24 protein-coding genes and 2 pseudogenes are annotated in these 24,763 nt (G+C 41.2%); 20 read left to right on the top strand and 6 right to left on the bottom strand.

Annotated elements, in window-relative coordinates; all coding sequences use genetic code 11:
- Positions 1 to 4: 4 nt before the first annotated feature.
- The 14 genes from rsxA to J1G47_RS10970 all read left to right on the top strand — a co-directional run bounded on the left by rsxA (position 5) and on the right by J1G47_RS10970 (position 13,430).
- Complete coding sequence (gene rsxA, locus J1G47_RS11035) at positions 5 to 586, top strand: electron transport complex subunit RsxA (RefSeq protein WP_207326639.1); 582 nt, start codon at positions 5 to 7, stop codon at positions 584 to 586.
- Positions 586 to 1,185, top strand: coding sequence for an electron transport complex subunit RsxB (gene rsxB / locus J1G47_RS11030; RefSeq protein ID WP_160429065.1), 600 nt, complete (start codon positions 586 to 588; stop codon positions 1,183 to 1,185). Before rsxA ends, rsxB begins: the two co-directional genes overlap by 1 nt.
- Positions 1,185 to 3,074, top strand: a complete 1,890-nt coding sequence (gene rsxC / locus J1G47_RS11025; protein WP_160429066.1) for an electron transport complex subunit RsxC — start codon at positions 1,185 to 1,187, stop codon at positions 3,072 to 3,074. Before rsxB ends, rsxC begins: the two co-directional genes overlap by 1 nt.
- Positions 3,075 to 3,314: 240 nt before the next feature.
- Positions 3,315 to 4,286: an IS110 family transposase gene (locus J1G47_RS11020; protein ID WP_012621529.1), complete on the top strand. Its 972-nt coding sequence runs from the start codon at positions 3,315 to 3,317 to the stop codon at positions 4,284 to 4,286.
- Positions 4,287 to 4,375: 89 nt separating this feature from the next.
- A complete protein-coding gene (locus tag J1G47_RS11015; RefSeq protein WP_005712807.1) occupies positions 4,376 to 5,008 on the top strand; it encodes a trimeric intracellular cation channel family protein in 633 nt (210 codons plus the stop codon).
- Positions 5,009 to 5,038: 30 nt separating this feature from the next.
- Positions 5,039 to 6,106, top strand: a complete 1,068-nt coding sequence (rsxD, locus tag J1G47_RS11010) for an electron transport complex subunit RsxD (protein ID WP_207326638.1) — start codon at positions 5,039 to 5,041, stop codon at positions 6,104 to 6,106.
- Positions 6,103 to 6,735, top strand: coding sequence for an electron transport complex subunit RsxG (gene rsxG / locus J1G47_RS11005; protein ID WP_207326637.1), 633 nt, complete (start codon positions 6,103 to 6,105; stop codon positions 6,733 to 6,735). The genes rsxD and rsxG overlap by 4 nt, the downstream gene beginning before the upstream one ends.
- The gene (locus tag J1G47_RS11000; protein ID WP_010786508.1) at positions 6,735 to 7,334 is read left to right on the top strand and encodes a sugar O-acetyltransferase; all 600 of its coding nucleotides are present in this window, start codon (positions 6,735 to 6,737) and stop codon (positions 7,332 to 7,334) included. Before rsxG ends, J1G47_RS11000 begins: the two co-directional genes overlap by 1 nt.
- Before the next feature lie 4 nt (positions 7,335 to 7,338).
- The gene (locus tag J1G47_RS10995; RefSeq protein ID WP_010786507.1) at positions 7,339 to 8,031 is read left to right on the top strand and encodes an electron transport complex subunit E; all 693 of its coding nucleotides are present in this window, start codon (positions 7,339 to 7,341) and stop codon (positions 8,029 to 8,031) included.
- A gap of 9 nt (positions 8,032 to 8,040) precedes the next feature.
- The gene (gene lpxM, locus J1G47_RS10990) at positions 8,041 to 8,991 is read left to right on the top strand and encodes a lauroyl-Kdo(2)-lipid IV(A) myristoyltransferase (RefSeq protein ID WP_010786506.1); all 951 of its coding nucleotides are present in this window, start codon (positions 8,041 to 8,043) and stop codon (positions 8,989 to 8,991) included.
- A gap of 20 nt (positions 8,992 to 9,011) precedes the next feature.
- The gene (locus J1G47_RS10985; RefSeq protein ID WP_026916397.1) at positions 9,012 to 9,761 is read left to right on the top strand and encodes a class I SAM-dependent methyltransferase; all 750 of its coding nucleotides are present in this window, start codon (positions 9,012 to 9,014) and stop codon (positions 9,759 to 9,761) included.
- 338 nt (positions 9,762 to 10,099) lie between these two features.
- Positions 10,100 to 11,383: an NAD(P)/FAD-dependent oxidoreductase gene (locus tag J1G47_RS10980; protein WP_160416754.1), complete on the top strand. Its 1,284-nt coding sequence runs from the start codon at positions 10,100 to 10,102 to the stop codon at positions 11,381 to 11,383.
- Positions 11,384 to 11,428: 45 nt separating this feature from the next.
- Positions 11,429 to 12,202, top strand: coding sequence for a tRNA cyclic N6-threonylcarbamoyladenosine(37) synthase TcdA (gene tcdA / locus J1G47_RS10975; RefSeq protein ID WP_160416322.1), 774 nt, complete (start codon positions 11,429 to 11,431; stop codon positions 12,200 to 12,202).
- A 241-nt stretch (positions 12,203 to 12,443) separates the two neighbouring features.
- Positions 12,444 to 13,430, top strand: coding sequence for an amidohydrolase family protein (locus J1G47_RS10970; protein WP_010786502.1), 987 nt, complete (start codon positions 12,444 to 12,446; stop codon positions 13,428 to 13,430).
- Positions 13,431 to 13,463: 33 nt separating this feature from the next.
- Here J1G47_RS10970 and lolE read toward each other — a convergent pair whose 3' ends face one another.
- Positions 13,464 to 14,714 (bottom strand): lipoprotein-releasing ABC transporter permease subunit LolE, encoded by a 1,251-nt coding sequence (gene lolE / locus J1G47_RS10965; protein WP_160403275.1) that lies wholly within the window; start codon positions 14,712 to 14,714, stop codon positions 13,464 to 13,466.
- Complete coding sequence (gene lolD, locus J1G47_RS10960; RefSeq protein ID WP_021114396.1) at positions 14,714 to 15,400, bottom strand: lipoprotein-releasing ABC transporter ATP-binding protein LolD; 687 nt, start codon at positions 15,398 to 15,400, stop codon at positions 14,714 to 14,716. Before lolD ends, lolE begins: the two co-directional genes overlap by 1 nt.
- A gap of 356 nt (positions 15,401 to 15,756) precedes the next feature.
- On the opposite strand from lolD, the gene can reads away from it, so the two are divergent.
- Together can and J1G47_RS10950 are read left to right on the top strand one after the other, a co-directional pair.
- Positions 15,757 to 16,419: a carbonate dehydratase gene (gene can, locus J1G47_RS10955; protein WP_005712827.1), complete on the top strand. Its 663-nt coding sequence runs from the start codon at positions 15,757 to 15,759 to the stop codon at positions 16,417 to 16,419.
- Positions 16,420 to 16,472: 53 nt separating this feature from the next.
- Entirely contained in the window at positions 16,473 to 17,222 is a 750-nt protein-coding gene (locus J1G47_RS10950; protein WP_010786500.1) for an SDR family oxidoreductase, read from the top strand.
- Between the two features lie 24 nt (positions 17,223 to 17,246).
- Here J1G47_RS10950 and J1G47_RS10945 read toward each other — a convergent pair.
- Positions 17,247 to 17,557: pseudogene (locus J1G47_RS10945) on the bottom strand (IS1595 family transposase); the annotation flags it as partial.
- Positions 17,558 to 17,610: 53 nt separating this feature from the next.
- On the opposite strand from J1G47_RS10945, the pseudogene J1G47_RS10940 reads away from it, so the two are divergent.
- The 3 genes and pseudogenes from J1G47_RS10940 to J1G47_RS10930 all read left to right on the top strand — a co-directional run.
- Positions 17,611 to 17,775, top strand: a pseudogene (locus J1G47_RS10940) (glutathionylspermidine synthase family protein); the annotation flags it as partial.
- Between the two features lie 186 nt (positions 17,776 to 17,961).
- Positions 17,962 to 19,257 (top strand): NCS2 family permease, encoded by a 1,296-nt coding sequence (locus J1G47_RS10935; RefSeq protein WP_021114391.1) that lies wholly within the window; start codon positions 17,962 to 17,964, stop codon positions 19,255 to 19,257.
- A gap of 194 nt (positions 19,258 to 19,451) precedes the next feature.
- Entirely contained in the window at positions 19,452 to 20,678 is a 1,227-nt protein-coding gene (locus J1G47_RS10930) for a uracil-xanthine permease family protein (RefSeq protein WP_021110364.1), read from the top strand.
- Positions 20,679 to 20,752: 74 nt separating this feature from the next.
- On the opposite strand, the gene J1G47_RS10925 is transcribed toward J1G47_RS10930, so the two are convergent.
- A complete protein-coding gene (locus J1G47_RS10925) occupies positions 20,753 to 21,193 on the bottom strand; it encodes an NfeD family protein (RefSeq protein ID WP_160416321.1) in 441 nt (146 codons plus the stop codon).
- A 9-nt stretch (positions 21,194 to 21,202) separates the two neighbouring features.
- Positions 21,203 to 22,117, bottom strand: coding sequence for an SPFH domain-containing protein (locus J1G47_RS10920; protein ID WP_149351314.1), 915 nt, complete (start codon positions 22,115 to 22,117; stop codon positions 21,203 to 21,205).
- Between the two features lie 123 nt (positions 22,118 to 22,240).
- Between J1G47_RS10920 and alr the strand changes: the two genes are divergently transcribed.
- Positions 22,241 to 23,377 carry an alanine racemase gene (gene alr / locus J1G47_RS10915; protein ID WP_015939873.1) on the top strand — a complete coding sequence of 379 codons (1,137 nt, stop codon included), beginning with the start codon at positions 22,241 to 22,243 and terminating at the stop codon, positions 23,375 to 23,377.
- Between the two features lie 89 nt (positions 23,378 to 23,466).
- Here alr and tyrS read toward each other — a convergent pair whose 3' ends face one another.
- Complete coding sequence (tyrS, locus tag J1G47_RS10910) at positions 23,467 to 24,657, bottom strand: tyrosine--tRNA ligase (RefSeq protein WP_207326636.1); 1,191 nt, start codon at positions 24,655 to 24,657, stop codon at positions 23,467 to 23,469.
- Positions 24,658 to 24,763 lie beyond the last annotated feature (106 nt).

The raw sequence follows: 24,763 nt of genomic DNA, 5'->3' as shown, positions 1-24,763 counted from the left end.
TTAAATGGTTGAGTATATTCTGTTAATTATCAGTACGGCGTTAATCAATAACTTCGTGCTTGTGAAATTCTTGGGGCTTTGTCCGTTTATGGGCGTGTCGAAAAAGGTTGAAACGGCTATCGGTATGGGTATGGCGACAACCTTCGTTTTGACGGTCGCTTCGCTTTCTGCTTATTTGGTCGAAACCTGTCTGCTTATTCCCCTTGAAGCTCAGTTTTTACGCACCTTGGTCTTTATTTTGGTGATTGCGGTGATTGTGCAATTAACTGAAATGATCGTACACAAAACCAGCTCTGCTCTCTATCGTTTACTGGGTATCTATTTGCCATTAATTACTACTAACTGTGCGGTATTAGGGGTGGCGTTGTTGAACGTGAATTTATCTAATAATCTTGTGCAGTCTGTGCTTTACGGCTTCGGTGCAGCGGCAGGGTTTTCATTAGTTTTAGTGCTTTTTTCAGCTTTGCGTGAGCGGTTAGTCGCGGCAGATGTGCCTAGAGCCTTTCAAGGTGCGTCCATTGCGTTAATTACCGCAGGGTTGATGTCATTAGCCTTTATGGGCTTTACAGGTTTGGTAAAAATCTAATGTTCGATCATTCCATTATTCTCTATATTTTACTTGCGATTGCAGCGATTGCCTTGGTTTTTGGGGCGATGCTGGGCTATTCATCGGTTAAGCTGAAAGTTGAAGCCGATCCAATTGTTGAACAGATCGATGCTTTGCTACCACAAAGTCAATGCGGGCAATGTGGCTACCCTGGTTGTAAGCCCTATGCGGAAGCGGTGGCAAATGGCGATGACATTACGAAATGTATCCCGGGTGGGCAAGCAACGGTGGTGAAAATCGCTGAATTGCTTGGGGTTGATGTACCTGAAACATCAGGCGAAGAGCCCGTGGCAAAGGTGGCGTATATTCACGAAGAACTGTGTATCGGCTGTACCAAATGCATTGCAGCTTGCCCTGTTGATGCGATTGTCGGGACAAACAAAGCGATGCATACGGTGATTGCCGATTTTTGTACAGGGTGTGAACTCTGTGTTGCCCCTTGCCCGACTGATTGTATTGAAATGATAAAAGTGAAACAAACGACACAAAACTGGAACTGGAAATTTGATGCGAATTTGGTGATCCCGATTGTGAATACCACTGAAGTTGAAAAGAAAATTGTGGTTGGGGGGAAGTAATGCAAGCTGATGTATTAAGCCGTATTCGTGAAGGAAAGTTATGGGATTTCCCTGGCGGTATCCACCCGCCTGAAATGAAAAAACAGTCGAACCAAAAGCCGATCCGTTCGTTACATCTGCCGAAATTTTTCTATGTGCCTGTGTTGCAACATTCGGGAACGGCTGGGGACGTGATTGTTCAGCAAGGGGATTTGGTGCTGAAAGGGCAAGCCTTAACAAAAGGGGATAATTATCGCCAACTACCTGTTCACAGTCCGACTTCAGGAAAAGTGGTCGCTATTCAGCCCCACGTTTCATCACACCCGTCTGGCTTACCCGAATTAACCATTGTGATTGAAACGGACGGCGAAGATAAGTGGATCGAACGTCAGCCGATTGATGATTTTTTAAGCCTAACAAGCGGTCAGATTATTCAAAAAGTTTACCAAGCTGGGATCGCAGGCTTAGGCGGTGCGGTCTTCCCAACATCACACAAATTACATGTTGCCGATAAACGCTGTAAGTTGTTGATTATTAACGGTGCAGAATGCGAACCTTATATCACTTGTGATGATCGTTTAATGCAAGATTATGCCGATGAGATGATCGAAGGTGTGCGGATTTTACGCTATGTGCTTCGCCCTGAAGACGTGGTGATTGCTATTGAAGATAATAAACCGAAAGCGATACAAGCGGTCGAAAAGGCATTAAAAGGTGCAAATGATATTAGCGTGCGAGTGATCCCGACTAAATATCCGTCGGGGGCAAGCGATCAGTTGGTGCAAGTACTGACAGGGCTAGAAATTCCGCAAGGTAAACGAACCATTGAGATGGGCATTGTGATGCACAATGTCGGAACGGCATTTGCAGTAAAACGTGCGGTAATGGACGATGAGCCGTTAATTGAGCGAGTGGTGACGCTGACGGGCGATAAAATCCGCAATAAAGGCAACGTTTGGGCAAGGCTCGGCACGCCGATTTTGCATTTGCTTGAACAAGTGGATTATCAAGCGGATGAACGTTTTCCTGTCTTTTTAGGTGGACCGATGATGGGCTTTATTTTGCCGTCACTACAATCACCGGTTACCAAAACAGCAAACTGTATTATCGCCCCTGATCACTTTGAATATGCACCGCCAGAACCAGAGCGAAATTGTATTCGTTGTTCAAGCTGTTCTGATGCTTGTCCTGTGGGATTGTTACCGCAACAACTTTACTGGTTTGCCCGTGCAGAAGATCACGATAAATCAAAGGAATACCATTTAGATGCTTGTATAGAGTGCGGTGTTTGTGCCTACGTTTGCCCTAGTTACATTCCGCTTATTCAGTATTTCCGCCAAGAAAAAGCCAAGATCCAAGAAGTCGATCAAAAAGCCAAACAAGCGGAAGAAGCGAAGATCCGTTTTGAAGCTTGTGAAGCCCGTTTAAATAAAGAGAAAGAAGCTCGCACGGCGCGTATTCAACAAGCTGCTGAAAAACGTCGTGAAGAAGTGGCAAATAGCCAAGGTGAAGACCCGGTTAAAGCAGCACTTGAACGCTTAAAAGCGAAAAAAGCAGAAACGGCTACCCCAGTTCAAACCAAAGCCAACGGTGAGCCAGATAACAGCGAATTGATGGCACAACGTAAGGCAAGACGGTTGGCGAAGCAGGTGGAAGTTAGCCCTCTCCCTGATTCTCGCGACATTACGTCGCTTGAATCTGTCCCTCTCCCGCAAGCGGGCGAGGGGAATGATCCACGCAAAGCGGCAGTTGCGGCAGCTTTAGCCAGAGCAAAAGCGAAGAAAGAAGCACAGCAAGCGGTGGTTTCTGATGAAAATGTTGCAAAAGCTGAAGTTGCGGAAGATCCAAGAAAAGCAGCAGTTGCGGCAGCGATTGCAAGAGCGAAAGCGAAAAAAGAGGCTCAGAAATAGCATAGTAGGGATACACTGCGTGTGTCCGTATTAGTTAAACCCCCACAACGTTGATTTTCGGACACACGCAGTGTGTCCCTTGTATATTAAAATTATAGTAAACTAGCAACATAAACCATAACGTTATCCACAGCTTGGGTGTCCCTAGAGCTAAAACTCGTTCTGTAGCGTAGGCGTGGATAACTTCATCAGCAAAACCGAACAGTTGAAATATAAACCCGAATACAAGGCAGGTTACCGATGAACGCTCCGATTTATTGTGGTATTGATGTTGCTAAACGCAATTTCGTGATTGGTTTTTCCCATCAGAAAAAGACCAAAACCGAAACCAATAACGCCAAAGGTATTCAACATACCTTGGACTATTTAAGCCAGTTTAATGTGGCTCTGATAACGCTTGAAGCAACGGGTGGATTAGAAATCCCCGTGGCAAAAGCCCTTGCTCGAGCAGGTTATCGTGTATTTATTGCTAATCCACTGAAAGCCAGTGAGTTTGCAAAATCTCAAACGAGAGCCAAAACCGATGCAAAAGATGCGGTTAATCTCGCTTTCTATGGGCTCACTTGTGAGCTTAAAGGCGAAGTAGAGCATCAGTTGTATGTTCCGCTTTCTGAGCAAGAAGAACAGCTGGAAGCCCTTGTGGTTCGCCGTCGTCAGCTTGTCGATATGCGAGTAGCAGAGCTAAATCGTTTGCAACAAAGCCACGAAACCCAGTTGGACAATATCCAACAACACATTGAAATGCTTGATAAATTAATCGCCGAACTTGATAAAGATATCGACGACCAAAGTAAGCATTTTAGTGATAAAGCTGACCTTATCTCAGACATCAAAGGCGTTGGCAAAAATTGCGTCGCCGTGATGATGTCAAGCCTGCCGGAATTAGGCAAGCTAAGCAGCAAAAGAATTGCCTCACTCGTTGGCGTTATTCCGCATCCACAGGAAAGCGGTCAATGGAAAGGAAAATCCTTTTGCTATGGTGGTCGAGCGATTGTTCGTAATGCCTTATATATGGCAGCACTATCGGCAATTCGCTTTGAACCTGTTTTTAAAGCCTTTTACACCCGATTGGTTGCAAAAGGCAAAGCGAAGAAAGTCGCTATTATGGCGTGTATGCGTAAACTGCTAACCATTATGAATGCGTTGGTTAGACGCAATGAAAAATGGGACGCTACACGCTACTTATCCACAGAATCTGTGGGTCAAAATTGAATAACTTTTTTGTGTGTAAACACAGTTGCTACATATATTATTGTTATGAAAGTGACACAAGTAAATGAACTAATAATTAAGGAACACAAATGAACGAATTATTTCCCCCATTTCCGTGGTCGTTTTTGTTTATTCAAGACTTGATTGGTACTATTGTTTTTGCGATTTCAGGGGCGATTGCGGCACGCCAGCACAAAATGGATATTTTCGGTATGTTTGTGTTAGCTTTTGTGACAGGCGTGGGCGGTGGAACCTTGCGAGATGTGATGATTGGCAGCACCCCTGTGTTTTGGATGAAACAGCCGATTTATGTGCTGATGATTTCAGTGGCGGTGGTGATTGTGGCAATTTTGAAAAATCAGATCGACCGTGATTATTGGAAAAAAGGCTTGTTGATTTTTGATGCGATTGGGTTAGGGGTGTTTACTGTAATTGGTGTGCAAAAAGGGCTGGATTTTGGCTTGCACCCGTTAATTTGTGTTGCATTAGGCGGTGTAACAGGCTGTTTTGGTGGGCTTATTCGAGATATTTTACGCAACGAAGTGCCGATCATTTTACAAAAAGAAGTGTATGTGACCGCAAGTCTTGTTGGTGGTATTATTTTTATTTTGTTCCGTGATGCTGGGTTTGAAAGTAATTGGATTGATGTGGCAACGGTAACGACGGTAATTGCAATCCGAATGCTCACGATTAAATTTAATATGCATTTGCCGAAGATTTAGCAAATTTAGACGATATAAAGGAAACATTTGATGTTTAAAATGATCAGTTCCCCCCATACGCATTCCAACAACCTGACGGCAAATTTTATGCTGTGGGTGATTGGGGCGATGTTGCCTGCGTTGGTTGTGCAGTGGTATTTTTTTGGTTACGGGATATTCATTCAGGCGAGCTTGGCGATTGGCTTGGCGGTGGTAATTGAAATTGCCGTTGCAAAATTGCGTGGTAAAGCGACCGCTTTCTATTTGGCGGATTTGTCGGGGATTTTGACCGCATTAATTTTGGCGATGGCTATTCCGCCCTATGCACCTTATTGGGTGATTGTGATTGGCGTGATTGTGGCGTTGTTGCTGGCAAAGCACGTTTATGGCGGTTTGGGGCAGAATTTATTTAACCCTGCAATGATTGGCTATGCGTTGTTGTTGGTGTCATTCCCTGTGCAGATGACGGAGTGGTTGCCACCGTTGGCGTTGTTGAACGAACCGCCAACGTTAGCGGATAGTTTTTCGCTGATTTTTGCGAATGTCACCACGGACGGCTTTAGCGTTCATCAACTTATTCAAAGTGTCGATGGCGTATCGTCTGCCACAGTGTTAGACGGCTCAAAACAGGCGATGAGTAGCATTAAAGATAATGTGACCTTAGGTATTCAGTTAGACAAACTTTTTGCAGATGTGTTGGTCGGCGGTTGGGGGCAAGTGAATTTAGCCTTTTTGCTTGGTGGTTTATTATTGATTTATAAGCGAATTATTCATTGGCAAATTCCTGTTGCGATGTTGGGGACTTTTGCCTTGTTGAGCTTTGCGACAGATTTTGTGTCGGAAACGGCTCGCTGGACGGCTCAAGCTCAGTTATTTAGTGGAGCGATGATGTTCGGGGCATTCTTTATTGCAACCGATCCTGTCACCGCTTCAATCACACCAAAAGGTAAACTGATTTTCGGGGCGTTGGTCGGTTTGTTGGTTTATTTAATCCGTTATTATGGCAATTATCCTGACGGCGTGGCGTTTGCGGTCTTGTTGGCAAATATCTGTGTGCCGTTAATCGACCACTATACTCAACCCCGTTTATACGGTACAAAATTAGGACGGAGACAATGAAAACATCAGTGATTACCACACGTTACGCTCTGATTTTAGGAGCGATAGCCTTACTATGTACGGCGGTTTCAACGGGCGTTTATCTGCTGACTAAAAGTCGAATTGATGTGGTTACGGCAGAACAGCAACGGCAATTATTGGTAGAAGTTGTGCCACAAGTGCATTTTGATAATGATTTATTGGCAACCTGCAAAGTGGTTAAACTTCCTGAAGCCCCATTTTTAAATAAAATCTATATGGCAAAAAAAGGCTCGGATCTAACCGCTTACGCTATTCAAGCTACCGCTCCAGACGGCTATTCGGGCAATATTGTGCTGTTGATGGGTATTCAGCCTGACGGCACGGTATTAGGCGTGCGAACCCTTGCCCATAAAGAAACCCCTGGGCTGGGGGATAAGATCGAAACCCGAATTGATGATTGGATTTACAGCTTTACCAACCGCAAATTTAGCTTGGAGAATGAAGGCGAATGGGCGGTAAAAAAAGACGGCGGTACCTTTGATCAGTTTACCGGTGCGACCATTACGCCTAGAGCGGTGGTGAATAATGTTCGCCAAAGTGCAAAATGGGTGATTACTCAGTTAAAGCAAAAGCCAGAGATGGTTGAACAATTTGAGAGTTGTCGATAATGCAAAGTGAATATCAAAAAATGATTAGCGGACAACTTTATGATCCTACTGACCCAAAATTGAAACAAGATAGAATAACTGCACAGGATTTATGTTTTGAGTTAGCTCAACTTAAACCAAGTAGGCTTGCAGAACGGACATTGCTGTTAAAACGGTTATTTCGTTGTGAGCAGGACGATTTTCATATTGAGATGCCTTTCCGTTGTGATTATGGTTACAACATTTCGTTAGGAAAGCATTTCTATGCGAATTATAACTGTACGATGTTGGATTGTGCCAAGATTACCATTGGCGATAATGTGATGTTTGCCCCTAATGTTTCATTATTCACGGCAACTCACCCGATTGATGCGGAAAAACGCAATAGTGGCATTGAATTTGCAATGCCGATTACCATTGGAAATAATGTGTGGATTGGTGGTAATTCGGTGGTAATGCCAAATGTGACTATTGGTAATAATGTGGTGATTGGGGCAGGTAGTGTTGTGACTAAAGATATTCCTGATAATTGCATTGCAGTGGGTAATCCTTGCCGTGTATTACGAGAAATTAGCGAGCAAGATAAGATTTATTATTTTAAAGGAAAACGGTTCGAGTAAATTTATGACAACAGAAACCCAAATCCCTATTACTCAAATAGATGAAACACCAAAAGCGGTTGAGCCGTCTGTTTGGAAAAATTTATTTACGCAAGGTGTGTGGACAAATAACTCGACTTTAGTTCAGCTACTTGGATTGTGTCCGTTGTTGGCGGTGTCGAATAATGTCACAAATGCTTTGGGGTTAGGATTAGCCACCTTACTGGTTTTGACGATTACAAATACGATCATTTCCTTGTTCCGTAAGGTTATTCCGCACGATATCCGTATTCCGATTTATGTGATGATTATTGCAACTGCGGTGACGACTATTCAGTTGTTAATGAATGCCTTTGCCTTTCCTGTATATCAATCCTTGGGGATTTTCGTGCCGTTGATTGTGACAAACTGTATTGTTATTGGTCGGGCGGAAGCCTTTGCCTCCAAAAATAGTGTCGCCCATTCAGCTTTTGATGGCTTTGCGATGGGGTTGGGGATGACGTTAAGCCTTGTGGTGCTTGGGGCGATACGAGAAATTATCGGTAACGGTACATTGTTTGACGGCTTGGATTTATTGCTAGGCAGTTGGGCAAAAGCCTTAAGAATGGATCTGCTACATTTAGATTCAGGCTTGCTATTAGCCATTTTACCACCTGGGGCATTTATTGGTTTGGGATTGATTTTGGCGGTGAAAAATATTATCGACCGTAAGAAATAGGGCAAAAGAATGTCAGAACGTGAAACATATCGAGTAGGTTATCAACATCAGTTTCAAAAAGCCTTTTTACACCCGAAATATTGGGGAATTTGGCTAGGAATGTTGGGACTAGTGATCTTGGCTTATGTACCATTTCGTTGGCGTGATAAGCTGGCGACCTGGGGCGGAAAAATCGTTGCTAAAAAGCTGAAAGGGAAAAAGCAATATCATCGAGCGGATAGCAATTTACGCTACTGTTTTCCTGATTGGTCGGAAGAGAAGCGGTCAGATGTGATTGAAAAAATGTTTATTACTGTCGCTCAAACGATGTTAGGAATTGGTGAAATTGCGTTGCGTTCTGTTGAACATATTCAAAAACGTAGTGAGTTTTCGGGTTTAGAGATCGTAAGAGAAGCGAGAGCAAATGGGAAAAACGTGATTTTACTCGTGCCACACACTTGGTCGATTGATGCGTCGGGGATTATTATGCATACCTATGGAATGCCAATGGTTTCAATGTATAACCCACATCATAATCCCCTTGTCGATTGGCTTTGGAATCGCACTCGCGAACGTTTTGGCGGTAAAATGCATACCCGTCAAAATGGGATTAAACCCTTTTTAAATGATGTGCGTAAAGGGTGTTTGGGTTATTTTTTGCCCGATGAAGACTTCGGTGAAGCCTTGAGTGTGTATGTGCCATTTTTTGCGACTGAAAAAGCAACATTGCCAGGGCTAGCGAAAATGGCTCGTGTGGCAAATGCAGTGGTGATCCCAATGTTCCCGATTTACAATGCGGAAAAAGGCGTGTATCAAATTGAAATTTTGCCACCGCTTGAATTTGCAGGTGATGAGCAACAGTCGGCACGGCAAATGAATGAAGTGATTGAGTACTTTGTGCCAAAAAATCCAGAGCAATATGTCTGGATCTTGCGTATCTTGAAAACTCGCCGTGATGGTGAAGATATTTACAAGCGGTAGGATTTGAGAGATTTTTGCAAATGAAAACCAGCATCTACGACAACCCGATTTTCTTTGGACGCTATCTTAAACTGCGTGAAAATCCGATAAGCCTAAATGAAGTGGTGGAAAAGCCTACGATGTTTTCGCTTTTACCTGATCTGAACGGAAAAAAAGTGCTGGATTTAGGTTGCGGGGCTGGTGGGCATTTGCTGCATTATATGGCAATGGGGGCGAAACAGGTTGTAGGCTTAGATTTATCTCAATCTATGCTTGAACAAGCTGAAAAAGATTTTGCAAAAAACGGGGTTGATCCGACCGCTTACCGCTTTTATTGCTTACCGATGGAAGTCTTATCCACCATAGCAGAAAGCGATTTTGATCTGGTGACAAGCTCTTTTGCTTTTCATTATATAAAAGATTTATCTGCCTTATTAACGCAGATTTCTGCCAAATTAAAACCACAAGGGCAACTGATTTTTTCGCAAGAACACCCGATTGTAACTTGTTTTAAAGAAGGTGAGCGTTGGGAAAAAATCAATAAGCAACAAGTCGCATACCGCCTAAATTATTACCGTGATGAAGGTGAGCGTGATCGTAATTGGTTTCAGCAATCTTTTAAAACTTACCACCGCACTACCGCCACTATTTTAAATACCCTTATTCAAAGCAATTTCACCATTGAGCAAGTGGAAGAGCCTATGCTTGCCGATCAAGTTGAATGGCACAATGAATTTAAAGATCTTCAACATCGCCCCTCATTACTGTTCATAAAATCAGTGAAAAAATAAGGCTTTTCTATCCACAAAGCCTGTGGATAACTTTGTGGATTACTTTTTTAAAACACGCCAAACCCTTGATAATTCATAGGGTTTTTGATGCGGGTTTACGATTGTACATAAAATAACTTTTCTTTTAAAATCAATATGTTACATTTTGACTAGAGGCAAAATGTAAAAAAATCAAGATTTTTTCACCTTTTTTGACTTGACATCATTTGCCTGTGCAAAACTTATCAAATATCTATTTATTTATTCCACTGAAATAATTTGTAAATCTACCTAGATCATTCAGTAGCTAAGGTTTAGAATGCCTTTAGTTTTAATATTTATTCATTTCGGAGCAAACAATGGAAACGATCGTTATCGTTGGCGGCGGTGCAGGTGGATTAGAGCTTGCAACTTATTTAGGTAACAAATTAGGTAAAAAGAAAAAGGCAAATATTATTTTGGTGGATAAAAATATTAGCCATTTATGGAAACCGTTACTTCATGAAGTTGCAGCAGGCTCTTTAGATGATGGTACTGATGCTTTAAGTTATCGTGCTCATGCGAAAAATCATCACTTTGAATTTCGTCAAGGCACATTAACTCAAGTTAAACCAGCAGAAAAAATCATTGTATTAGCCCCAATCTATGATGAGGCGGGGGAATTATTAGTAGCGGAACGTACCATTGTCTATGATAAATTGGTTCTTGCAATCGGAAGTCGCTCAAATGATTTTAATACGCCTGGTGTTGCAGAACACTGTATTTTCTTAGACAGTTCAGAGCAAGCAAAAGTATTCCATAAACGTATGATGGAATTGTTTTTGAAATTTTCAAATAATAATGAAAAAGAAGTTCATATCGCTGTTGTTGGTGGCGGGGCTACAGGTATTGAGTTATCCGCAGAACTGTATAATGCGGTTAAACATTTAAATTCTTATGGATATGGTAAGTTAGATAATACTAGCTTGAAGGTGACATTATTAGAAGCAGGAGAACGCTTGTTGCCTGCGTTACCAGAAAGGGTATCGGCATCTGCAATTAAAGAGTTACGTGCATTGGGTGTAGATGTGTTAACCAATACTCCTGTTATTCGTGCAACTGCGGAGGGATTAGTTACTAAATATGATGAAAACTTTAAAGCAGATCTGATGGTTTGGGCGGCAGGTGTTAAAGCCCCTGAAATAACAAAAACATTTGGCTTTGAAACTAATCGTATTAACCAAATTGCAATCAAAGATACTTTACAGACATTAACTGATGAGAACGTCTATGTGATTGGTGACTGTGCCTTTTTGCTACAAGCAGATGGTAAGCCTGTTCCGCCAAGAGCGCAAGCTGCACATCAAATGGCAACGGTTTGTGGTAAAAATATCTTAGCACAATTAGAAAACAAACCTTTAAAGGCTTTTATATTTGATGATAAAGGTTCGCTAATTTCTTTCTCTCGTTTTGGTACAGTAGGTAGTCTAATGGGGAATTTAACTAAAGGCTCAATGTTTATTGAAGGGAAGATCGCCCGTATGGCATACCTTTCACTCTATCGTATGCACCAAGTGGCTCTACATGGCTGTGTCAAAACAGGGTTGATTATGTTGGTAGGCAGAATTAATCGTTTTTTAAGACCAACGATGAAGTTGCATTAACCCTCAACAAATTCGAAGTAGTTTATGTAGAGCTAAAGGATTAACATGGCAAGAATAGACAACTACGAACAACGTTTTGGCGGAATTGGTCGCCTTTATACAGCTGAAGGATTAGCCAAATTACGTCAATCGCACATTTGTGTGATTGGGATTGGCGGTGTCGGATCTTGGGCGGTGGAAGCGTTGGCTCGTTCAGGTATTGGTAAATTAACCTTAATTGATATGGACGATATTTGTGTCACCAACATTAATCGCCAAATCCACGCAATGTCGGGCGAGATCGGTAAATTGAAAACGGAAGTGATGCAAGAGCGGATCGCTAAAATCAATTCTGAATGTGAAGTGACGATCATTGATGATTTTCTTACACTGGATAATTTAACTGATTATTTGTTAAGAGATTATGATTATGTGATTGATGCGATTGATAGCGTTAAGGTGAAAGCAGCGTTAATTGCATTTTGTAAGCGTAATAAAATCAAGATAATCACCACAGGCGGTGCAGGTGGGCAAACTGATCCAACGCAAATTCAGATCACGGATTTAAGTAAAACTATTCAAGATCCTCTAGCGTCTAAGGTGCGTAGCCTATTGCGAAAAGAGTATAATTTCAGCCAAAACCCTAAACGTAAATTTGGTATTGATTGTGTATTCTCTACTCAGCCATTGATTTTCCCTAAAATGAGAGAGGGCTGTGAAGTGTCTGCAACAATGAATTGTGCCAATGGTTTTGGTGCAGCGACTATGGTTACTGCCACTTTTGGCTTTTTTGCCGTTTCTCGAGTAATTGAAAAATTATTAAGAGAACCGACCGCTTAAAATTTGATACTTTATTTAAAGCAAACGTTTGCATTGAGAAGAAAAACAAGATAAAATGTAGTCCTAGTGCCAAGAAAGGAACTAGAAATGCAACCAAATCATATAACAGTATCCAACACACTTTTTCAGCTGAACTTCGCTATCCAACGAAGTTTGGCTGTTTTTTTATCGCATTATTTTTCCATTTCTAGAAGATCTCGTTTTGAGATTTTTTTTTGCCCATATTTTTAGAGGATAAGCAATGAGCCAGTTAATTCGTACTTTAAAAAGCCATATTCGTGATGAAGTGATTAAAAAAGGGGGCTGGGTTAATTCCCACGCGCACGCAGATAGAGCATTCACTATGACACCTGAGAAAATCAAAATTTATCAAAATGCCAATTTACAACAGAAATGGGATTTAGTTGATGAAGTCAAACGAAATTCAAGCGTAGAAGATTATTACCGCCGTTTTAGCCAAGCGATTGAGTTGATGATTTCACAAGGGGTAACTGCCTTTGGGACTTTCGTTGATATTGACCAAGTCTGCGAAGACCGTGCGATTTTGGCAGCACATAAAGCACGCGAAGTGTATAAAAACGATATTATTCTACGTTTTGCAAATCAAACTTTAAAAGGTGTAATCGAACCTAATGCTCGCAAGTGGTTTGATATTGGTTCAGAAATGGTAGATATGATTGGCGGTTTACCTTATCGTGATGAATTGGACTACGGAAAAGGCTTAGAAGCGATGGATATTTTAATGGATACCGCAAAATCACAAGGTAAAATGCTGCACGTTCACGTCGATCAATTTAACAATCCTAAAGAGAAAGAAACAGAGCAACTGTGTGATAAAGCGGTGGAACACGGAATGCAAGGGCGTGTGGTGGCTATTCACGGGATTTCAATCGGCGCTCACCCGAGAGAGTATCGTCAGATGCTTTATAAGAAAATGAAAGCCGTTGATATGATGATGATTGCTTGTCCGATGGCGTGGATTGATAGCCCTCGTAAAGATGAAGTTTTACCATTCCATAATGCTTTAACGCCTGCTGATGAGATGATCCCAGAGGGAATTACTGTAGCAATTGGTACAGATAATATCTGTGACTATATGGTTCCTCTTTGTGAGGGGGATATGTGGCAAGAACTTAGCCTACTTTCCGCCGGCTGCCGTTTTACCAACCTCGAAGAGATGGCGAACATAGCAAGTGTGAATGGGCGGAAGGTGTTGGGATTGATATAACTTCCGTTCTAAATAGTCATACTCTAAAAGTATTTAATACCCACTCAACACCTTCGCTGGTTCTAATTTAGACGCTCTAATTGCAGGATAAAGGCTTGCAATTAGGCTTAAAATTAGGGTGGCGAGAAGTACCCAAACAATGTCTAGCCAATGAATTTCGCTCGGTAAGAAGTCAATAAAATAGACCCCGTCTGAGAGCAATTTCATTCCGATTACACTTTCAAACCATTTAATAATTGCAGTTAAATTCATTGACACAATCACGCCTAACACCACGCCAGATAACGCCCCTTTCATACCTGAAATTAAACCGTACCAAAGGAAAATATGTTGAATAAAGCGGTTGTTTGCCCCTAAGGTTCGCTGAATGGCAATATCGCCCTGTTTGTCTTTGACCGCCATTACTAAAGTTGAAATGATATTAAAGCACGCCACGCCAATCACAAGCACCATCGCAATGTACATCACCGTGCGGATCAGTTGAATATCGTTGTACATATAGCCAAATTTATCAATCCACGTTTGCATATATAGTTGCTGTGGGTAATTCGCTAATTCAGGGAAGGTAATCTCTCTGACTTGAAACGGCTGTTTCACCGCTAATTCAATGCCTGTATATTGGCTTGGTTTCAGTTCTAACAGTTCTTGGGCTTTTGCAATCGGAAGCAGTGCGTAACTGTGATCAAGTTGTCCGTCTAAACGCAAAATACCCGTCACCGTTAAGCTAAAACGCAAAGGTTGGGCCAATTTGCCGTCGTCGGTTGGCTGTGGCAATAACAGAGTGACTTCATCGCCAACGTTGATGTCCAGAGAACGAGCAATTCCAGCCCCTAAAACTAAACCGCCCTCTTGCTTGAACGCTTGCCATTGATCTTGCGGAATAAATTGGGTGAGCTGGCTCACTTGTTCTTGTTTGGTTGGATCTATTCCCCGAACCTGTGCAATCTTTAGCTGGCTACCATTTTCAATCAAGCCAGTAAAGCTGACAAACGGCGATAAAGCGGTCACATTTGGGTTATCTTTTACGATATGCTCAAGGCGATCACCTTGTGCAATGGTCGCTGATTTACTTTCGTTATACGCCATAATTTCAGCGTGAGGAACAACGGAAAGCACTCGTTGATTTAGCTCTCGTTCAAAGCCGTTCATCGCACTTAAGCCGATAATCAGCACCGCAACGCCCAACGCAATGCCGACACTAGAAAAGAGCGAAATCAATGACACCAAGCGATTTTTCTGTTTGTCACGCTGATAACGCCAACTGATAAAAAATGGGGTACTCATTAGTTATCCTCACGCAATACGCCGTCTTGCATAATTAAACGGCGGTTTAGTTTGTGGGCTAAATTCAAGTCGTGGGTCACTAACAGGAAAGCAATCTGCTGTTCTTGATTTAAACGCTGAATTAGCTCAAAAATACTCTCGGTTGTTTTTTGGTCGAGATTACCGGTCGGTTCATCAGCAAGGACTAACGCAGGGTTATTCACCAACGCACGAGCAATCGCGACACGCTGGCGTTCACCGCCCGATAACGCCGAAGGTCGATGGGTAATTCGGTGAGCCAATCCTACCGCTTGTAACATCTTTTCGGCACGATCTTTGGCTTCCGTTTTATTTTGTTGTCCGATTAACATTGGCATCATCACATTTTCCAACGCAGAAAAATCCGCCATTAAGTGATGAAATTGATAGACAAAGCCTAGATGTTGATTGCGTAGTTTTGCAAGGGCATTGCTACTGAGCTTTTGCAATGATTGCCCTTTGATAAACACCTCGCCGTCACTAGGTTGATCTAAACCGCCAAGAGTGTGTAACAAGGTACTTTTGCCTGAGCCAGAGCTACCAACAATCGCCACAAGTTCGCCTGCATTCATTGAAAAGGATACGTTTTTAAGCACCTGAGTAGCATTTTCGCCCTCTTGGTAAAATTTGCTGATATTTTCACAGCGAAGAAGTTCATTTGATGACATTATGTTTTACTTGTTGAAAGAAATTATTGTGTTTCATCTTAAACAAAAAACGTGGTAGATGCTACATGAAAGCAGTAAAATTCAATCATACTTATGTGATCAGATTAGACTTGTAGGAGCTTCCCCGCTATTTTGCTATAGCATATTGGATTTATTGGAGGGATAAAACTTACTATATAATGTTCTATCCATTTATGGGGATCTCTCTGCTCGTTGAGTTTAATTATTGATTAAATTTGACGGATATGAGTACTCATAATAAGATGAAAACCTTTTTATTCATTAATCTTTGAATAAGAATTGTTCTTTCCCAATTTAAAATTTGGGGTTTGTTTTTTTATACTAAATGGGAATTTATGAAAAAAATTGAACGTCTGTTTGCAAATAATCATGCTTGGGCAACTCAAATGAAAGATGAGCATTCAGATTATTTTAAACAGCTAGCAGAACATCAGAAACCTAGTTTTTTATGGATTGGATGTTCAGATAGTCGAGTTCCTGCGGAGAAGTTGACGGGATTAGAGCCAGGAGAACTATTCGTTCATAGAAATGTGGGGAATCTTGTCATTCACACCGATTTAAATTGTCTTTCAGTTGTACAATATGCTGTGGATGTGCTGGATATCGAACATATTATTATTTGTGGGCATACCAACTGTGGCGGTATTAAGGCTGCAATTGGAATGGAAGATCATGGTTTAATTAGCAATTGGCTACTGCATATTCGAGATCTATGGTTTAAACATAGCCATCTTCTTGGAAAAATATCTCCCGAACATAGGGGGGATATGTTAGTTCGTTTGAATGTAGCGGAACAGGTTTATAATTTGGGACGTTCAACTATTGTTAAATCAGCTTGGGAGAGGGGAAAAAAACTCTCTATTCATGGTTGGGTCTATGATGTTAATGATGGGTTCTTAAATGATCAAGGTGTTATGGCGACAAGTCGAGAGAGCTTAGAGATCACTTATCGTAATGCAATCGCAAAACTATTGAGAGAGGGTGACAATAACTCATAGTCAATTTTTATCCTTCAATATTTTTTTACCTATGGTATTTAGGGAGGGGAATTATGAAAACAGCATTGGTAACAGGAGTAACTTCTGGATTCGGTTTAGCTATTTGTCGAACGTTGATTCAGGCAGGTTATAGAGTTATTGGTACAGGGAGACGCATTGAACGGTTAAAGATGTTAAAAGATGAATTCCCAGATCATTTTTTTCCGCTTGCTTTTGATATTCGTAATGCAGATGAAACGATTCATGCTCTAAATAATCGACCAGATTGTTGGAAACATGTCGATTTATTAGTGAATAATGCTGGTTTGGCATTAGGTTTAGATGCTGCATATGAAGCAGATTTAGATGATTGGTACCAAATGATTGATACCAATATCAAAGGGGCGGTTACTATAACCCATTTGATTTTACCAGGAATGGTAGAAAGAAATACTGGGCATATTATTAATTTGGGATCAATAGCTGGCACATATGCTTATCCAGGAGGTAACGTTTATGGGGGGACGAAGGCTTTTTTGAAACAATTTAGTTTAAATTTAAGAGCGGATCTAATTGGGACAGCAATACGTGTGAGTAATGTCGAACCGGGGTTATGTGGTGATACTGAGTTTTCGTATGTCCGCTTTAAAGGTGATAAGGAAAAGGTATCTAAACTTTATGAAAATGTAGAGTATTTAAAACCCGAAGATATTGCAGAAATAGTATTGTGGCTGAATCAACAACCTAATCATGTGAATGTAAATAGCATTGAAATCATGCCTGTATCACAAAGTTTTTCATCACTCATGGTACATAAATCCTAGTTCAATTATAGAGAGTTGAAAAATGATAACGACGGTATACACCTTACTATCACGCTTTAAAAGCCCGAATACAGCGGTTTTACCCACAGCTCCACGACCTCGTTTACCTTTGCGAGTGCCGCCAAAATAGCTTTCATCGGCTTCAATTTCACCTTCAAACATCTCCATATGTGGGCTGTTTTGATAGATAAGCAATCGCAGACGATAGAAGTAATAGGCTGCTGTCGTTTTATTTATATTTACCAACTCAACCGCTCTGTTCGAGCAGTGACACCTGCCACAAACAGCTCAATGAGTTTATTTTGTTTATGCTGACTTAAACGACTTTTTCTCATTTGGTTATTTTAACTTAAAATAGAGCTTTTAGTCGTTATCTAGGACAGCCCCCTATGTATTTCAACAAAAATATGCAATCCCTTGCTTTGATGGAATGTATCCAGTTATAGGCTCTTGGATTGTTGGGGATACTGCTTGTGGTATAGGTATTCGAGAAGATTTTACCGCAATTACAGGGAATGATAACCACTTTGTACCACATTATTTTGTAGAATAATGCTTAAATAAGCAAACGATTACGTATTTTACATTCTATCCCTTGAGTAATCCTAAGATTTTGGCTACACTCTGAACGAAATAGCCAAGACTTCCTATCTTCTTGTGCATTTAGCACTATCGGTTGCCTTCGTCAATTTCATTTCCATCTTATTTCCTGAAATTCTTTATTTTATTAAGAGGCACTATGCTTGAACGTTTGTTTCAATTGAAAGAAAAAGGCAGTAATGTCAAAACTGAAATTGTGGCAGGGATTACCACATTCTTCACGATGGTTTATATCGTTTTCGTCAACCCATCTATTTTAGGTGTGGCTGGTATGGATACCCAAGTTGTCTTTGTTACCACCTGCTTAATCGCAGCATTCGGAACTATTGCAATGGGGTTGTTCAGTAACCTTCCTATCGCACTCGCCCCTGCAATGGGATTGAATGCATTCTTTGCTTTTGTTGTCGTACAAAAACTTGGTTATAGCTGGCAAACAGGAATGGGAGCAATCTTCTGGGGTTCTGTCGGTTTATTTATCCTCACGATATTGCAAGTTCGCTACTGGTTTATGTCAGCCATTCCACTTGGTTTACGCGTGGGTATTGGTGCAGGTATCGGCTTATTTATTGCGTTAATCGGCTTTAAAAATATGGGGCTCGTTGTCGCAAACCCTGCGACCTTAGTGGCTTTAGGTGAATTGCACGATCCAAAAGTCTTAATGGGCATTTTAGGCTTCTTTATTATCGTGGTACTGGCTGCAAAAGGCATTCATTCAGGTGTGTTAATTTCAATCGTTGTTGTGACGGCATTAGCGTTAATCTTTGATCCTGATGTCAAATTCTCAGGTGTGATTTCAACTCCACCAAGCCTTGAAGCTGTCGTTGGACAAGTTGATGTCGCAGGGGCATTAGATACCGCACTGCTAGGAATTATCTTTTCCTTTATGTTGGTTAATTTATTTGACTCATCAGGTACATTAATTGCAGTTACGAACAAAGCTGGAATTGCAGATGAACAAGGTCGTTTCCCAAAAATGAAACAAGCACTTTATGTCGATAGTGTGAGTGCTATGGCAGGCTCTTATATGGGAACATCAGCAATCAGTACCTATATTGAAAGTGGCTCAGGGGTTTCTGTTGGCGGGCGTACAGGTTTAACCGCTGTTGTTGTGGGTGTGCTTTTCCTATTAACGATCTTCTTCTCACCGCTTGCAGCTGTTGTTCCTGCTTATGCAACAGCTGGTGCCTTAGTGTTTGTTGGCATTTTAATGGCTTCAAGTTTAATTGAAGTTAAATGGGACGACTTAACCGAAGCGACACCTGCATTTATTACTACTGCAATGATGCCATTTACCTATTCGATTACGGAAGGGATTGCTTTTGGTTTCATTAGTTATTGCATTATGAAACTCTGTACAGGTCGAGTAAAAGAGATTAACCCTGCTGTTGCGGTAGTTTCACTGCTCTTTATTGCCAAATTTGTTTGGGTTGGATAATTTCGTCCTGTGGGCACACGTTGTGTGCTCACATTATCTCTATGCAATATCACTTTCTGCCTTTACAAAATTTGCCTATCTAATTAATTTTTTTGACAAAAAAATCTGCAAACGTTTGCATTTTTCTATATAATGTCCGCCTGAGCTATGTCTTGTAGCTTGGCGACTATCAAACATTATTAGAGAGTTGAAAAATGACAACAGAAAATATCAGTACGCCTAAACAGGCGTTCGTTGGCTTACAAATGCTTTTCGTTGCATTTGGAGCATTGGTTCTAATGCCATTGATTACAGGCTTAGATCCTAACACAGCACTTCTTACTGCCGGTATCGGTACTTTAATCTTCCAAATCTGCACTAAAGGACAAGTTCCTATTTTCCTTGCTTCTTCTTTTGCGTTTATTGCACCCATTCAATATGGCGTTCAGCAGTGGGGAATCCCTGTCACAATGGGGGGAATTGTTTTCTCTGGTTTAATTTATTTTGTCCTTTCCGCATTAGTTAAATTTAAAGGTGTGGCAATTTTAGATAAGTTATTTCCACCTGTTGTAGTTGGTCCAGTAATCATCATTATCGGTTTAGGCTTAGCACCCGTCGGTGTAGATATGGCTATCGGTAAAGGCACTGATATTCCTTATGCAACGGCAGTTACTGTTTCAATGATTACCCTAATTACCACACTAATTGTGGCTGTATTTACCAAAGGTATGATGAAACTTGTGCCGATTATGTTCGCAATTGTGGTCGGCTATATTGTGTCACTCTTCTTTGGTTTAGTGAATTTCCAACCTGTTTATGATGCGGCGTGGTTCAGCCTGCCAAAATTAACAACACCTGAATTTAAACTTGAAGCAATCCTCTACTTACTTCCAATCGCACTTGCACCAGCAGTAGAACACGTTGGTGGTATTATGGCGATTAGCTCTGTTACAGGGAAAAACTTCCTAAGCAAACCAGGTTTACACCGTACACTTTTAGGTGATGGCGTGGCAACATCTGCTGCTGCAATGCTAGGCGGCCCACCAAATACAACCTATGCGGAAGTAACTGGGGCGGTAATGCTCACCAAAAACTTCAATCCAAAAGTGATGACTTGGGCGGCATGTTGGGCTATTGCAATCTCTTTCTGCGGAAAAGTAGGGGCATTGCTACAAACCATTCCAGCTGTCGTGATGGGCGGTATTATGATGTTAGTATTTGGTTCTATCGCAGCAGTAGGTATGAGTACCTTAATTCGTGCGAAAGTAGATATGAGCGAAGCTCGCAATCTCTGTATCGTGTCTGTAGTAATGACATTTGGTATCGGCGGAATGCTAATTAACGTAGGCGAGTTCTCGTTAAAAGGTATTAGCCTCTGTGCGATTGTGGCAATTATCTTAAATTTAGTATTACCAAAAGAGAAAACTGAAAAAGCAGAATAAATTCATTGGTAAAATTTAGAAAAATCAAACCGCTTGTTTTGTAAAACAAGCGGTTTTTTATTGTCAGAATTTTTCTATACAACACGAACAAACAAGGTAATGCCATCAACCTTTTCTACTTGAATGTTATCGCCAACTTGTAATGCGTTGCCAATCACTCGCCAAGTCGTGTCGCCAAATTTTCCTCTTGCAACACCGCTGTCGAGAACTTCAACGACAGTCCCCTGTAAGCCGATCATTGCGTGATCTCGGGCATTTAAATCGGCTTGTTGATCTTCTTTCTGATCTTTACTGTGCTGATATTTCCACCAAGCGAGGCTAAACAGAATAGCTAAGACCGCAAAAATAGTGGCTTGCCAGCCCAATTCGATATTAGGGAATAATATGAGTAGTATTGCAACAACAATCGCTGCAAATCCCCACCACATTATAAAGATCCCTGCAATGAGAGTTTCTAGAATAAGCAAAATAAAACCAAAAATCAGCCAAGCAGTCCAGCCCGAAAGCCATTCCATATTTCCCCCTTATTTCTTATCGCCTTTAAGTAATTCAGCAATGCCAGCCACAGATCCGATTAAATTGCCTGCCTCTAGTGGCATTAAAACAACTTTACTATTGCTGGCAGCACCAATTTCACGCAGTGCTTCAGTGTATTTTTGTGCAATAAAGTAATTAATTGCTTTAGTGTCACCGCTTGTAATCGCTTCAGACACCATTTGTGTTGCTTTTGCTTCCGCTTCTGCCGCACGTTCACGAGCCTCTGCTTGTAAGAATGCCTCTTGTCGTTCACCTTCTGCTTTTAGAATGCGAGCTTGTTTTTCCCCTTCTGCACGCAAAATTTCTGCTTGACGGATCCCTTCTGCTTCTAAAATATCGGCACGTTTATTACGCTCCGCTTTCATTTGTGCATTCATTGCTTCAACTAGCTCTTTGGGCGGACGCACATCTCTAATTTCAATACGCGTTACTTTGACACCCCAAATATTTGCGGCTTCATCGACAATGGCTAATAATCTACCATTAATCAAATCTCGTTGTGAAAGCATATCATCTAAATCCATAGAACCGAGTACCGTACGCATATTGGTCATCGTTAAATTGATGATTGCCTGCTCTAAATGATTAACTTCATAAGCAGCACGACGAGCATCGATCACCTGAACAAAGCAAACGGCATCAATTGCCACACTCGCATTATCTTTGGAAATCACTTCTTGTGATGGAATATCTAGCACTTGTTCCATCATATTGATTTTACGTCCAACCCTATCAATAAAAGGAATAACAATATTCAACCCTGGGGTTAATGTTTTGGTATAACGCCCAAAACGTTCAATAGTCCAATGAAATCCCTGCGGCACGGTTTTAATTGACGATAGTAAAATGGCAATGGTCAAAATGACAAAGACGAAGGGTAAAATTATCAATTCAGATAACATCATATTCTCCTTAATATAGGTTAAACAATTGCCTATATATTAGTCTATTTTTCCTGAATTTCTAGGGATTTTTACAATTTCAGCGTATAATTTTAAGTATTTTCAAATAGATACTTTAAAACGATGAAACCAGCAACAGCGACGATCAACGGTAGTGCCTTACGACATAATATGCGTTTAATTAAATCTTTGGCTCCTCACAGTAAAATCTGTGCGGTAGTCAAAGCCAATGCTTACGGGCAAGGTATTCGAGCCGTGATTAAGAATTTAGAAGATCAGGTAGAGGCTTTTGGTGTTGCTCGCATTAAAGAAGCATTGACTATTCAAGAAAGTGGCTATGCCGGTAAAATTTTATTGCTTGAAGGTTTTTTTGATCGTGAAGAATTATTAAAAACCCTTTCCCGTCGTTTCGATACAGTTATTCATTGCCTTGAGCAACTTGAACTGCTAGAAAATGTGGCTCAAGAGTGGCAAGCGGAAAAGCAGAAAGGTTTTTGGCAGCGTAAAACCAAAATTTATTTCCCGATTACTGTTTGGCTTAAGATTGATACAGGTATGCATCGTTTAGGTATTCACCCCGAACAAGTTGCAGAATTTTATCAACGTTTAACCGCTTGTCCTCTCGTAGAATGTATTCACTTTGTCAGCCATTTTAGTCGAGCGGATGAGCTTGATTGTGATTATACCGAAAAGCAGATCGCTACTTTTGAAACGGTCAGTCAAGAGTACAAGGTTGAGCGTAGTATTTCTGCTTCAAGCGGTATTCTTTATTGGAAACAAGCTCATTATGATTGGGTACGCCCAGGCATTATTATGTACGGCATTTCTCCACACTCAACGCCAATTGTTGATTTAGGTTTTAAACCCGTAATGACATTATCTTCTTCTCTAATTGCGGTTCGCAGTCACAAAGCAGGTGAGCCTGTGGGCTATGGCGGATCTTGGGTAAGTGATAAAGACACAAAAATTGGTGTGGTTGCTATTGGTTATGGCGATGGCTACCCTCGAAATGCTCCTGAAGGTACGCCTGTTTTTGTTAATGGGCGTAAGGTTCCGATTGTTGGACGAGTTTCGATGGATATGATGACTGTTGATCTTGGGATTGATAGCCAAGATAAAGTGGGCGATGAGGTTGAGCTTTGGGGGGAGCGTTTGCTTATTGAAGAGGTTGCCGAAGCGATAGGTTCAATTAACTATGAATTAATCACAAAATTAACACCAAGGGTGATTACTGAATATAAAGAGAGTAATGCTATATAACATAAAGAGCTTAGCTTGAATTTAAACTAAGCTCTTCTGCTGAATTGAATAGTTTGCAATAAAGACTTTAGGTAGTACGATTTTGAGGATTAGTTAACAGTCACTCTCGCAAACTTACGTTTACCGACTTGGTAAACAAAAGTCCCTTTCTGTGCATTTTGTTTCACATCATCGACTTTTTCACCGTCAATTTTCACGCCACCTTGCTGTGCGGAACGGATTGCTTCAGAAGTTGAAGGCACTAAGCCTGCTTCTTTTAATAATGTCGCTAAACCGATTTCGCCTTCAAAGGTAAATTCAGGCATTTCGTCCGGCATTGCACCTTTTTGGAAGCGGTTGATAAACTCTTGTTCCGCCGCATCTGCATCTGCTTCAGAATGGAAACGAGCGATAATCTCTTTCGCCAATAAAATTTTCACATCACGTGGGTTTTTACCTGCTTCCACATCGGCTTTTAACTGTGCAATTTCAGTTAATGGACGGAATGAAAGTAAGTTGTACCAATCCCACATTAATTCATCAGAAATCGACATAATTTTGCCGAACATTTCGTTTGGTACTTCGGTAACGCCGATGTAGTTACCAAGGGATTTCGACATTTTTTTCTCGCCGTCTAAACCGACAAGCAGTGGTAATGTCATTGCGACCTGTGGTTTCTGCCCTGCCGCTTTTTGTAACTCACGACCGATCAATAAGTTAAAGGTTTGGTCTGTACCGCCAAGCTCAATATCCGCTTCTAATGCCACAGAGTCGTGACCTTGCAATAATGGGTAGATAAATTCGTGAATAGCGATAGATTGGTTGTTAGCAAAACGTTTTTTGAAGTCATCACGCTCTAACATACGAGCTACAGTGTAGTTTGACGCTAGGCGGATCATACCAACCGTACCTAATTCACCTAACCAATCTGAGTTGAACACGATACGGGTTTTTTGTGGATCTAGAATTTTATAGATCTGCTCTTTATAAGTTTCAGCGTTGCGTAGTACATCTTCACGAGAAAGTGGCGGACGAGTTGTATTTTTACCTGATGGATCGCCCACTGTTGCTGTAAAGTCGCCAATTAAGAAAATCACCTCGTGACCAAAATTTTGGAATTGACGAAGTTTATTTAATACGACCGTATGCCCTAAGTGAATATCTGGAGCGGTCGGATCTGCCCCAAGTTTTACGCGTAACGGACGATTTTCTTTTAATTTCTCAATTAAATCTGCTTCTGAATAAACATCTTCTACGCCACGTTTAAGTTCAGCGAGAATGGTTTCAATAGATTGTGCCATCATTATTCCTTTTACTATATGCGAAAAATACTGGCTATTATAGCGGAGAACGAGGAAAAAAGGCGAAAAAAAACGCCCCATTTTGTGGGGGAATGAGGCGTAAGAG

It is taken from the genome of Glaesserella parasuis, assembly GCF_017352235.1.
GTDB lineage: Bacteria > Pseudomonadota > Gammaproteobacteria > Enterobacterales > Pasteurellaceae > Glaesserella > Glaesserella parasuis.
Note: the sequence above shows the minus strand (reverse complement) of the source record. Positions and strands in the feature narration are given on the sequence as shown.